Genomic DNA, 13,477 nt, shown 5'->3' with positions numbered 1-13,477 from the left:
CAGTTCATCTTCGGAATGCCCTTTTTAAGTCTGATTACTAGGATGGGTCTTTTTTCAGGACTCTTCGCAGACGGTCCCGGTTGTAAATAAGATGAAGCGTCATGGCATCCTGCGCACCAATGGCATCATTATTTTGTATGGCGTTTACAATAGCCATGTGTGTTCTGATGGTTTCCTCTTTTAACTGGGAATGGGTGATGTCAATAAACATATCAATGGCATGCATAATCAGTGGTTCAAGCTGAGGTACGATGACATTTTCGCTGATCTCTGCGATCTTGGCGTGGAAGAGTGCATCGGCCTCTGCGTGGGGTTTCCCTGCTTCGCAGCATTCAGCCACCCGGTTTGCCAGGAGGAGAAGCTCCTGGGCTTGTGCCGGAGTAGCCTTTGAAGCGGCCAGGGCGGCCACCCGGGGTTCGATCATCATGCGGAACTCCAAAAGGTCGGTTACCAGCTTTTCCTTATTTTCTATAAAAGTAAAGCCCAGAGGATCGTCGGACACCCCCGTATTGTGGCAGACGTAAATTCCGGATCCCTGCTGGACCGTGAGAATATTGCGGGAAACAAGAGCGCGTATGGCCTCCCGCAAGGTGCTTCGTCCCACCCCCATAAGGGAGGAAAGCGTGGTTTCGTTAGGAAGCTGAGCTCCTTCCCTTAATTTGTTATCAATGATGTATCTAATGATTCTTTCCGTAGTCTTGTCGGCAAGAGATTTATTCGTTGAGGCCATAGTAAATTCCTTTCATTTGCTCAATCATCTTATATGATTATATACGTAATTTAAGATTCCTTCAAGTATGAATCAATCGCATAAATAAGAAGTATTTTAAATATTCAGCAGATGAATTTGAAATAGCAGTAAGATTTAGAACGGTAAAAGAGCAAAATTAAAAGAAAAATACTAGAAAAACATGGTGAAATCAAAGAATCAAGACAAACAAGCATTGACAATCATGTGATGAATTTATATAATTTAGGGATATAAAATATAGGAGGAATAAGAAAGGAGCGTTATTATGGTTAGTCAGGGGATACGAAAGCTGGCTCCGGAAATGGACCCGCTGCGGATGGGGATGGGCTGGATGGCAGATGATCTGTCAAAAATGCAGATCATGGTGGAAAGCACCTTTGGTGACAGCCATCCGGGAAGCGCTCACCTGCTGGAGCTGGTGAACAGAACGGCGGATGGGGTGAAGGAGAAGGGGGGAAAAGCGGCGAGATATTTTACAACCGATATTTGCGATGGTATGGCCCAGGGCCATGACGGCATCAATTATTCCCTGGTATCCAGGGATATGATCTGCAATATGATCGAAATCCACGCAGGTGCCACTCCCTTTGACGGAGGGGTATTTATTTCAAGCTGTGATAAGGGAGTTCCGGCCCATCTCATGGCAATCGGCCGGATAAACATGCCTTCCATTCTGGTAACCGGGGGCGTCATGGATGCCGGTCCGGATCTTCTTACCCTTGAGCAAATTGGAAAGTACAGTGCCATGTGCCAGAGAGGGGAACTGGAGCCGGAAAAGCTGGAATACTACAAGCAGCATGCCTGCCCATCCTGCGGGGCCTGTTCGTTTATGGGAACGGCATCCACCATGCAGGTGATGGGAGAAGCTCTTGGGCTTATGCTTCCTGGATCAGCTCTTATGCCGGCAACCTGTCCGGATTTAAAAGAAATTGCTGGTAAAGCCGGCCATCACATAATGGAGCTTGCGGCAATGGGCAGAAAGCCAAGAGATCTGGTCACCATGGAATCCTTTGAGAATGCCATTATGGTGCATGCGGCCATATCCGGCTCCACCAATTCCCTGATCCATCTTCCTGCCATTGCCCATGAATTCGGCCTGGAAATTGACTCGGATATGTTTGACAGGCTGCACAGGGGGGCCCATTACTTACTTGACATCAGGCCCGCCGGAAAATGGCCGGCCCAGTACTTTTACTATGCAGGCGGAGTACCAAGGATCATGGAAGAGATCAAGTCAGTGCTTCATCTGGATGCAAGGACAGTGACCGGTAAGACTCTGGGTGAAAATCTGGAAAACTTAAAGCAAAATGGATATTATGACAAATGCGATGAATATTGTGCAAAGGCAGGAGTGAAAAAGGAAGAGATCATCCGGCCCTTTGAGGAGGCAATCGGCAGGGATGGTGCCATTGCCATATTAAAAGGAAATTTGGCTCCGGAAGGCGCCGTGATCAAGCATACCGCGTGTCCTGAGGAGATGTTTCAGGCAGTGCTGAATGCACGCCCCTTTGACAGCGAGGAAGAGGCTATTGATGCGGTTTTAAAGCACCGGGTGAAGCCGGGAGATGCCGTATTTATCCGCTACGAAGGCCCAAAGGGAAGCGGAATGCCGGAAATGTTCTACACCTCTGAGGCCATTTCATCAGACAAAGAGCTTGGACGCACCATTGCCCTGATCACAGACGGACGTTTTTCCGGGGCATCGACAGGACCTTCCATCGGACATGTTTCACCGGAAGCAGCTGAAGGCGGGCCTATTGCCCTGGTAGAGGAAGGAGATATGATCCAAATCGATATTCCAGGCAGGATCCTTGCCATAGTAGGCGTAAAAGGCCGGCGGAAAACAAAGCGTGAAATGGAAGAGATCCTAAAGGAACGACGGGAAAAATGGCAGCCTAGGCCGTCGAAATACCAGTCCGGAGTATTGAAAATATTCAGTGAACGTGCAGTATCCCCCATGAAGGGCGGCTACATGGAGTGATAAAAATGAGGCGCTGTAAGTGTTTTTGCGGTGCAGTGCTGAATTGTATATGATTGTTTTTTTAGAATTATCAGAAAAAGGTATGGCAGGAGCCATATCTTTTTTCGTGTATAAGGGGTACCAGGGACTTTCACAGTGCCTGGCGGTTTTACGTCATATGATACAAGCCGGTGGTAATATGATTTTCCTGGAGGCGATTGTTATGAAGTTACTCAATCAGGGTACCTATGAGGAGAAAAATATCACTGTAACAGTAGAGCGTGTTTTTACAGGAGAGAAAACGGCTAAGGAACTGGTATTGGAAATGTTAAAGAAACGGCGTGAATCTGGGGAGTTACCGAAGTGAATGAATGAATATCGATTCAAAAATGACAAAAGATATGGTCATCAGATCCATGTGAATAAAAGATCTATCCGGCTTATCGTCACGGATGAGCCGGATGGATCATTTCCATATCACCGGTATTCAAAAGAAATGGACTGGCTTAAAGCTAAAAATTAAATTTAAGATGTGTAACAAAAAAAATAATGGAAATATTCCAAGATGTAACCAGTTTGTAATTGTAATTTCATATTATATGTAAAGGAACTGTTAACGGAAGGGTATAAGACTGAAATAACATTAAGTGGAAGGGGGAAATTGGTATGGTAGAAAGCCATTGCTGTTACGTCTTAGAGATTTCCGGGTAAAATTGCCAGTTTCAATTATTTCTGCAGGAATAGGAAGGCAATTAGAAAGGAAAAGAGGCAGCGTCTGCAGTAGTAGCCAAAGATTACCATGCGTTTACCCCTAATTAAATTGGTATTATTTAGATAGCATAGGCTGAAAAGGAGAGTTGTATGAAGAAATTAAAAAGAAGGTTCAGGCAGAGCCTGGCAGGTTTTCTTTCCTTTTGTTTGACTATGACATCATTTCATATGGTGTCCTGGGCAGACGTGGGGAAGGCATTTGAAAATGAAAATGCCACATTTTTTATAAACGGAGATGATTTGCGGGAATCTGCACAGGCTGCAGTTGATTCAGGCAAAATATTCCATGTGGAGGACTTAGGCCTTGGAGAGGAGGATCTATCCTTAAAAAAAGAATATGAAAAATTATTTGGAAGAGGTCTGGTTTATGAGTTTATGCCCAGCTATGACTTGGATGAAGAAGCCGGTGCCGATGGTGCCGAACTGCGGATGTTCGTCCGGGTTCCGGATAATCAGGAAGGGTATCTTCTGAAAGGTGAGGAAGAGGTCATCTTCCTGTATGTAAATGAATCAGAAAGCAGAATCACGTTCCGTTCCAATATTGACGGATACCTGACTCAAAAGGTCAGCGTAAAAGCTTTTTCTGAAAATGCTTCGGTCCTTCCCGGTGCCGGCGAATCCGCAGGAAAGCCAGACACGGATACACCTTTAGGAAGCGGTGTAACTCAGGAGGAGACAACAACAGCCGGTGAGCCAGAGGAAAATCCCAGTGAAACTACTGGCAGTGAGACAGTGGGAAACCCCGGTGAATCTTCAGGCAGTGAGACAGGAGGAAACTCTGGTGAACCTACAGGCAGTGAGACAGAGGGAAACACCAGCGAACCTTCAGGCAGTGAAGCAGAGGGAAAACCCAGTTTACCTTCAGACCGTGAGACAGAGGCAGTCCCCAGTGAGTCCCAGGCCGTTGGTGAACAAGATACAGAGGCAGGAAATCCTGAGAATGTTTCTGAAGGCAACGGAGCTGCGGAAGCAGGACCCACCGTTGACAGCAGCAATCTGGAAAAAGGAAATGACAACAGCCAGTCCGGGAATGAAAATAAGGCGGCGGAAGGCCAGGAGCCGGTCAATACCCAGGTTTCTGTTTCAAGGCATTTGCTTCCCGTACTCACAGATGCTTCCTACCTGTTATCCACAGCCTCGGAAGCGGATGAAGCTTCCGTCAGCGGAACTTCCAGAGGAAAGTCATATGGTGCAGTGGTTCTGGATGAATCCTGCTATGCAAGGGCATATACTGCTACTTTAAACCAGCTTCATGTTGATGTATCAGCAGAAGGCTATAGGGTCACCTATGCAGCAGATCCGGTTGGAACCGCATATGCAGAAGGACCTGATCTAATCGGAGAAAACGATACTTTCTCCTTTACCGTAACGCCGCAGATTGGTTATGAGATCAGTGCTGTTACAGTGAATGGAGAGGCCGTAGTAGCTGATGAAACAGATAATTCCGCTGCATCAGACCTTGGGACACGGCACTATACCATAACGGAGGTTACCGGGGAACAGGAGGTTATGATCACCACGGCCGCCACCGGAGAGCATCCGGAGTTCCGGTTTGAAAAAACGTTAAACGGTGTGACTGTCAGTCTTCATGCGGAACAGGGCATTCTTCCGGCAGGAACAGAGGCTAAGATTGCAGAAGTAACGGATAAAGTAAAGGACGCTGTCAAGGGAAAAACCGCAAAGGCGACCGGGGAAGAGGGTACGGTCCATGATGTGCTGGCTTATGACATTAAGCTGTATTATAACGGAGAGGAACTGGATAACAGCTGGAGCGATTATGGATATGTTGATGTGACCTTTTCCGGGGCTCCGATCAAAGAAAAGAGCCAGGCCGCAGACAGCATTGACATTTCCCACTTAGCTATGGATGTGGATGTGACATCAGAAACGGTTAACAAGGTTTCAGAAGAAGATGTGACAGCTTTAGAGGCTGTTGCGGCTCCGATCATGGCCGGAAGCGAAAATGCAGTTGATGAGGTTTCTTTTGAAGCAGAGCATTTTTCTACCTACACCATTCGGTTTCTCAGTGTATTAACATGGGCTGATTTGAAGATCCATCTGATGGATATAAATACCGGCAAAGAATTGATATATTCAAATGGAATGATTTCAGAACCAGTTATACCGGAAATTCGATATGGTGTTTCGCATTATGCAAATATGATACTTGATGAACTGAATTTAAGCGGAGCGTATAGTTTTATTAAAGCCACCTTAAAAAATAATGTGGATAGTACCAGGTTGCAGTATTTTTATTATAGCTGGGGATGGCTGTATAATTATGAAACCTCGGAACGGATCAATGGCCATGTTTATTTCTGGTTCGGTTCCAAAAAGTCTACACTGACTTATGATGCGAATACGGGGCAGCTGCCTGTTCCCGCTCCCCAGCAATATGAAAAAGGAAAATCGGTAATGATTGAATTTAATCCGCTGCCGGCAAAAACCGGATATGTATTTCTCGGATGGGATGAAAATAAGAACGTGGCTTCCCCAATGTATACAGAAAGCGGTACCAGATCCTTTCTTATGCCTGATAGAAATGTAACATTATATGCGATATGGGGACCGGCAAGTGCAACGCCGTTTTCTGTAAAGTACTGGCTGCAGAAATCTGGTACGGCAGGAGATCAGGCCGGTGATTTTGAGCTGGCAGCCGGATCTCCGGAGACAAAATATGGTGTTACCGAAAGTAAAATCTATGATAGAGCTTATGCAAAAACCATAAATGGATATTTGTATGCGGAAGGACTTATTGATCATAAGACCGAAGAAACGGTCAATGGGGATGGTACTTCCGTACTGGATCTTTATTATCTCAGAAAATTTAAGATAGAGGTAACGGCAGACTCCGGGAGCAGAGCCTATGACGGCACCCCATTAACGGGGGGGTATCAGTTAACAGGCGGAAACCTTCGTGCCGGAGACAGGATGGAGGTGGTATTAAGCGGCTCCATAACAGAGGCGGGACAGATAGCAAACCATATTGAAAGCATTGTAGTTAAGGATGCTGCTGGAACGATTGTTACGGATAAGTACGATATCGTATCCAATGACGGAATACTCACGGTAACCAAAGCACTGGTGACCGTGACGGCTGAAAACAAGACCAAGAAATACGGAGAGGATGTTCCGGCTCTGACTTATAGGGCAGAGGGACTGAAGAATGGAGAAACCCTGGAAGGTCTTAATGTGAAGGCAGAGCCTTATACGGGAGCCACAAAGGCCAGTCCGGCTGGGGATTATGTGATTGCCTTCAAAAATCAGGTAACGGAAACAAAGAACTATGAGATCCGCTATCAGGATGGAACCCTGAGTATCGGAAAATACCCGGAAACCATTGTAATTAAGGCGTTGGATGGAAATAAGGTATACGACGGAACAGAACTGGCCAATGCCGGATACCGCATGACCGGAAGTCTGGTGGAGGGAGACTATATTGATCAGGTTGTTATGACTGCCGATTCCAGAATAAAGGACGCAGGCACGCAGAGCAACCGCATAGACTCCGTTGTCATCAGAAATGAGGCCGGCCAGGATGTAACAGAAAACTATTCAGGACTGACAATGGCAGAGGGGACGCTGACCGTTACCAAAGCTCCTGTGACGGTGACGGCTGAAAATAAGACGAAGAAATATGGGGAGAACCTGCCGGCTCTGACGTATAAGGCAGAAGGTCTTAAAAACGGAGAAACTCTGGAAGAACTTAAGGTAAATGCAGAGCTTTATACAGAAGCAACCAAGACCAGCCCTGCAGGAAATTATGTGATCACATTTAAGAATCCGGTAACGGAAACAAAGAACTATGAGATCAGCTATAAAGATGGAACCTTGAATGTAGGGGTTTACACAGGAATTGTTGAGATCAGGGCACTCAGTGATATTAAGGTATACGACGGAAAGGAATTGACGAAAGCTGCGTACAGTGTGAGAGGAAGCCTTGTCAGCGGAGATTATATTGATAAGGTGGTTATGACTGAGGATTCCAGGATAACGGATGCAGGCCAGCAAAAAAACAGCATTCAATATGTTGTCATTAAAAATGCAGCCGGAGAGGATGTTACAGCCAACTATGGTAACTTAAAGCTGACGGATGGTCAGTTGATCGTGACGAAGGCCCCTGCTTTTGTAATAGCAAATTCAACGTATAAGGTATACGGAGAATCCAACCCCAGGCTGGAATACGAATTCAAAGGATTTGTAGATGGAGAGACACCCTTAAGTCTGGGGATAGAACCAAAGCTGAAAACCAATGCCAATGAAAAAAGTCCGGTGGGGATTTATGCCATAACCTTTGATGCTCCAGTGACTAGTACGGCAAACTATTTCATCACCTATATCCCCGGAATCCTGGTGGTGAAACGGAATGCATCGGATATCGTGATTACAGCCAAAAGCGGGACCAAGGTATATGACGGAACGGCCCTGACTGAGGCGGGATATGAAGTAAGCGGCCAGCTTGTCTCAGGTGATTATGTTTCCAGCGTTGAGATGACCGGGGATTCTGTTATAACGGATGTGGGAACACAAAGAAACAGGATAAAATCAGTGGTGATTAAAAATGCGGCTGGAGAAAATGTGACGAAAAACTACAGCAGCTTAAAGACTGCGGAAGGAACTCTTGTCATAAGCCAGGCACAGGTACTGGTAAAGGCGGAAAATAAGGCAAAAAGCTATGGAGAGGATCTGCCTGCTTTGACCTATACGGTGGAAGGACTTAAAAAGGAAGAAACCCTTGAAGGGCTTCATGTGACCGTGGAACCTTATACGGAAGCGACAAAGGCCAGCCCTGCCGGGGATTACGTAATTTCTTTCAGGAATAAGGTAGAAGAAACAAAGAATTATAAAATCACCTATGGGAATGGAAATTTAAGTATCGGAAAGAATGAAGAAGCCCTTGAAATCACTGCGTTAGATGCAGAAAAAGTATACGATGGAACAGAACTGGCCAGAGCAGAATACACGATGTCCGGTAACCTGAAAGCCGGAGACTATATTGATAAGGTTGTCATGTCAACAGATTCCAGAATAACAGATGCAGGCACACAGAAAAATAAGATAGACTATGTTGTCATTAAGAATCTTGCGGGTCAGGATGTAACAGAAAGTTATGCAGGACTGATCCTGGCAGAAGGGACTCTGACCGTAAGGAAAGCCCAGGTCACGGTGACGGCTGCAGACAAGACAAAAGGATATGGGGAAGAAGTCCCGGCACTGGAGTATACGGTAAAAGGCCTGAAAAACGAAGAAACGCTGAAAGGATTGGGGGTAAAGGTCACATTGGCCACAGAAGCGTCAAAGACCAGCCCTGCCGGTGCTTACCGTATCATCTTCAAGGATCCGGAAACGGAAACCAAAAACTACAAATTCAGCTATGAAGATGGAATCCTGATGGTGGAAAAAAATGGGGAAGCCATTATCATTACGGCATCAGATGCAGAAAAAGTATACGACGGAAAAGAACTGTCCAGGTTTGAATACAGCATGGCAGGAAGTCTTAAATCAGGTGATCATTTGGATCAGGTCGTCATGACAGAAGATTCCAGGATAACCAATGCAGGAACACAAAAGAACAGGATTGCCCACGTTGTCATTCGGAATGCCGCCGGCTCTGATGTGACGGACAGCTATACAGGACTGGTTACAGTCCCTGGTACCCTGACGGTCCACAAGGCAAATATAACAATAACTGCGGCCAATAAAGCAAAGATCCAGGGAAGTACGAATCCGGAATTGACTTATAGCATTCAGGGTCTTGTAAATGGAGAAACCTTAGAAGGGCTTGGGCTTAAGCTGCAGTTAACCACGGAAGCCACTGGAAGCAGCGCTGCCGGCAATTACGCCATTCGGTTTGTTGATCCGGTTTCAGCTATAGAAAATTATAACGTTTCTTATGGGGAAGGCGTATTGACGGTAGAGAGAAGAAGCTCAGGAGGAAGTTCTGGCGGAAGCTCAGGAGGAGGCGGCGGTTTAGCACCTAATTCCGGCCGGCCATATGCATCAGGTGGTCCTGGAGATAATGCCGTTACCATAGAGCCGGAACCTGTTCCGCTGGCTGCTTTACCGGAAAATGGGAATGTTGCAGACAGTCTTCTTCTCATTGATGACGGCAGCATACCCCTGGCAGGTCTTCCAAAGACCGGGGACCGATCTCCAATTAACGGCTTAGCCGCACTCTTATCAGGATTTTTGCTGGCCGCATATGCAGCCGTCAGCCGTATGAGAAAAGAAGAAGAAAGATGATTTATAAGTACGGCAAGTAAAGTTAAATATGAAGAGAGGAGGGGCCGGACAATGGCTCATCTATAACTGTTGGGCGGAACCTTTCTCAATATAAGTTGAATCAGTGCTGAAAACGTACCTTACGGATTTCAGCACTGATTTTTCATGTACTTAAATGAAGGAAATTCCGGGAGGCCTTCGCCTGTATCTTATATGAAAATGAAATGGTGCAAAATAGGAAGACACGCAGGAAAATTTCGTATATATTAGGAATAGAAAAAGGAGGCGGTTTTATGAAATATACGGCATTTATAAAAACCACACTGGGAATGATGGGGATATCGGAAACGGATGGGGTTGTTACGGATTTATTTTTTTCAAATAATGTCTGTGAAACCTCCGGACAGAAAACACCTTTGCTGGCGAAAGCGGAAAAGCAGATCGGGGAATATCTGAATGGGACAAGAAGAGGATTTGACCTGCCGCTTGCTTCTCAGGGGACGGAATTTCAAAAAACCGTATGGGAAGCCTTAAGAAGGATTCCATATGGAGAAACACGAAGCTATAAGCAGGTTGCGGACATGATCGGACGGCCGAAAGCATGCCGTGCCGTTGGAATGGCAAATTATAAAAATCCGGTTTTGATCCTGACACCCTGTCATCGGGTCGTCGGCTCAGACGGCAGACTGACAGGCTATGCCGCAGGTCTGGAAGTCAAGGAACAGTTATTGGAGCTGGAGCGGACTTATGCCGGCCGTTGAAATGAAATACTTTGACTACAGCCAGATGGAAGTGGAATATCTCTCCTTAGCAGATCCTGTGCTGGGCGCCGCGATGACACGGCTGGGCCGGGTAGAGAGACAGATAATTCCAGATCCGTTTGCAGCCCTGATTTACGCTGTCATAGGCCAGTTGGTATCTGCAGCCTCCGCAAACACCGTATGGAGCCGCATGCAGGAACGTCTTGGCGATATCACTCCGGAAAACTTGTCGGCTGTTTCCGCCGATGATATCCAGGGATTGGGCATGATCATGAAAAAAGCCGTTACCATCTCTGGCTTGTCAAAAGACATTTTTCAGGGAAAGGTACGTCTGGATGATTTGCGGGATCTGCCGGACCAGGAGGTCATCCGCCGTCTGACCGCTATAAAAGGGGTGGGGCTTTGGACCGCCGAAATGCTGCTCATCAACTGTCTGGAACGCCCTGATGTTGTCAGCTGGGGCGACATGGCCATTCGCCGGGGGATGGAAAAATTATATGGTCTTCAAAAGCTGACAAGGAGTGAATTTGAAGGGTTCCGAGATCGGTACTCCCCCTATGGTTCGGTGGCTTCCATATATTTATGGAAACTTTCTCTTTTATAGGGCGGATCAAAAGCCAATCCGGACAAGAAACGTAGCCATGAATCATTTCACAAAAAAGAAAGGGAGTATGTCAATATGCTGACAGAAGAGGAAAAGTGGAAGGCAGCTCTGGCATGTGATGAGACTTATGACGGCAGATTTTACTATGGAGTAAAAACAACGGGGATTTTCTGCCGTCCCTCCTGCAAATCCAAAAGCCCCAGACGTGAAAATGTAGAGTTCTTCGATACCGCGGAGCAGGCCCGTGATAGCGGTCTGCGCCCCTGTAAGCGCTGCCGGCCTGATTTGCTGGAATTTCAGCCGCAAAAGGAGCATGCGGAAAAAATTAAAGCAGTATATGATCTTTATTTTTCCGATCATTGCCGCTTAACGGAAGAATTAAAAGGCCTTGGATTAAGCAGAAACAGAATCTTCCAGTTATTTCAGAAGCAATATGAAAAGACTCCGGCAGAGTATTTAAATGGCTTACGGGTAGATAAGGCAAAGGAACTCCTGGCCAATACGCCGGATAATATTTTAACCATTGCCTTTCAAAGCGGCTTTGAGAGCCTTTCGGCCTTTTATTCGCAGTTTAGGCGGATCACAGGTAAATCTCCCAATGAATACCGGAAGTATCTTACACAGCAAAAAGCAGATAAGAGTCTTTTTAAGGATTAAGATTGCGCCAATATATGCTTTCACCGGGAAAGCCTCCATAGTATATGGTACAAACCTGCTGGAATAAGATTTTTCAGGAGGTGTATAAGATGGATATGTTCAATCAGGCAGGCTGCGGGGAGAAACGCTTCATTTCTCCCTGCTACAGGGCCGCGCTTTACATGCGCTTGTCAAGGGACGACGATGGTGAAGGGGAAAGTTCCAGCATCAGCACCCAGCGTAAAATGCTTTGCTCCTATGCCATGGAAAATGGCTTTGACATTTATAAGGAGTATGTGGATGACGGATACAGCGGGACCAATTTTGACCGTCCGGCCTGGAATCAGCTGTTAAGGGATATAGAAGCAAAACAGGTGAACCTGGTGATCACCAAGGATTTGTCCCGCCTGGGCCGGGATTATATTATGACAGGCCAGCTTACGGAGATCTATTTCCCTTCCAGGGGGATCCGTTACATAGCAGTGAATGACGGATATGATTCTGACAGTCCCTGGAGCGATATTGCACCCTTTAAAAATATCATAAATGAAATGTATGCCAGGGATACGTCAAAAAAAATACGCAGCTCCTTTCAGACAAAAATAAAAGAGGGGGCATTTATCGGTAATTTTGCCCCCTTCGGCTACCAGAAGGATCCGGAGGATAAAAATCATCTTATCGTTGACCCTTTGGCGGCTGTTATTGTCCGGGAGATCTTTCAATGGGCAGAGCAGGGAGAGGCTCCGGCCCGGATCGCTGAACGGTTAAATCAGAGAAAGGTGCTGACACCTGCCCTGTACCGCTGCGCAGGACGGCCCTATTTAAATCCGGACTCTTACACAAAGAGGAAGGAATGGACCTCAGGCACGGTCTGTAAGCTGTTAAGCAATCCCGTATACTTAGGCCAAATCGTCCAGGGAAAGACGGCAAAGGTTTCCTTTAAAAGCCCCATGACTTTTCGGAAACCCAGGGAAGAGTGGGTTGTGGTTGAGGATATGCATGAACCGCTTATTTCCAGGGAGGTTTTTGATCGGGTAAGAAGGCGGAGTGTTTCCCGTAAGAATCCTCCGGAAACAGGTTTTATCAACATTTTTTCCGGATTTGCCATGTGCGGGGACTGCGGAAGAAATATGTCCTCCACAGGAACAGGTAGGGAAATGGAATCCCGCAAACTGGTATGCGGAGGGTATAAACTGTACGGAAAAAGGGAATGCACCAATCACTACATGGATTACAGGCTTCTTTACCATGTGGTATTGAATGAAATACGCAGTCTACTTTCCTTTACGGAAGCGGAAATGAAAGAGATTGATGAAATGCTGCGGGAACCTTACAATATTAAGGAAAATCCTGTTGAAAAAAAAGCGGCTGATTCGCTGAAAAAGAGGGAGAGGGAGCTGGACCGGATGATCGGAAGGCTCTACGAGGACCGGGTAAATGAAAGGATCGGGGAGGACCGGTTTTGTAAAATGCTGGAGTCCTGGGATAAGGAAGTTAGAGAAATCAGGCAAAGCCTGGCCTTAATCCAAAGCCCCTGTCTTTCTGGGGAGCAGAGAAAGCCTGCTGCTTCCGGCATGCTTTCTCATTTGCTGGAGGAAATAAGCCGGGAAGATGGACTTTCCTCTGAGCTGCTGGGAAAATTCATAGAAAAGATCGAAGTTTTTCAGTCCAGTAAGGAGGAAGAGGGAGGGAAATGCCGTAAATACCAGACAATCCGGATCTATTACAGGATGCTGGCATCAACAGAAGATCCAGATGGTCCGGCATAGATT

At 46.4% G+C, this 13,477-nt stretch carries 8 protein-coding genes; 7 read left to right on the top strand and 1 reads right to left on the bottom strand.

Translation table 11 applies throughout. From position 1 onward, the window contains the following. Positions 1-37: 37 nt before the first annotated feature. Positions 38-730 (bottom strand): FadR/GntR family transcriptional regulator, encoded by a 693-nt coding sequence (locus CLOSA_RS16685; RefSeq protein ID WP_013273924.1) that lies wholly within the window; start codon positions 728-730, stop codon positions 38-40. 286 nt (positions 731-1,016) lie between these two features. Here CLOSA_RS16685 and ilvD point away from each other — a divergent pair, with 286 nt between their 5' ends. The 7 genes from ilvD (at position 1,017) to CLOSA_RS16650 (ending at position 13,474) form a co-directional block, all read left to right on the top strand. Beyond that, positions 1,017-2,732, top strand: a complete 1,716-nt coding sequence (gene ilvD / locus CLOSA_RS16680; protein WP_013273923.1) for a dihydroxy-acid dehydratase — start codon at positions 1,017-1,019, stop codon at positions 2,730-2,732. 202 nt (positions 2,733-2,934) lie between these two features. Then, the gene (locus tag CLOSA_RS22730) at positions 2,935-3,078 is read left to right on the top strand and encodes a hypothetical protein (RefSeq protein WP_157669031.1); all 144 of its coding nucleotides are present in this window, start codon (positions 2,935-2,937) and stop codon (positions 3,076-3,078) included. Between the two features lie 494 nt (positions 3,079-3,572). Next, positions 3,573-9,725, top strand: coding sequence for a doubled motif LPXTG anchor domain-containing protein (locus CLOSA_RS16670; protein WP_013273921.1), 6,153 nt, complete (start codon positions 3,573-3,575; stop codon positions 9,723-9,725). Between the two features lie 272 nt (positions 9,726-9,997). Further along, a complete protein-coding gene (locus CLOSA_RS16665; RefSeq protein ID WP_013273920.1) occupies positions 9,998-10,465 on the top strand; it encodes a methylated-DNA--[protein]-cysteine S-methyltransferase in 468 nt (155 codons plus the stop codon). Further along, on the top strand, positions 10,452-11,069 hold the full coding sequence (locus tag CLOSA_RS16660; protein ID WP_013273919.1) for a DNA-3-methyladenine glycosylase family protein: 618 nt from the start codon (positions 10,452-10,454) through the stop codon (positions 11,067-11,069). The genes CLOSA_RS16665 and CLOSA_RS16660 overlap by 14 nt, the downstream gene beginning before the upstream one ends. 75 nt (positions 11,070-11,144) lie before the next feature. Further along, positions 11,145-11,726, top strand: coding sequence for a bifunctional transcriptional activator/DNA repair enzyme AdaA (locus CLOSA_RS16655; RefSeq protein WP_013273918.1), 582 nt, complete (start codon positions 11,145-11,147; stop codon positions 11,724-11,726). An 89-nt stretch (positions 11,727-11,815) separates the two neighbouring features. Further along, entirely contained in the window at positions 11,816-13,474 is a 1,659-nt protein-coding gene (locus tag CLOSA_RS16650; protein ID WP_013273917.1) for a recombinase family protein, read from the top strand. Positions 13,475-13,477: the final 3 nt, after the last annotated feature.

This window comes from [Clostridium] saccharolyticum WM1, assembly GCF_000144625.1.
GTDB lineage: Bacteria > Bacillota > Clostridia > Lachnospirales > Lachnospiraceae > Lacrimispora > Lacrimispora saccharolytica.
This window is presented reverse-complemented; position numbering and strand designations above follow the sequence as displayed.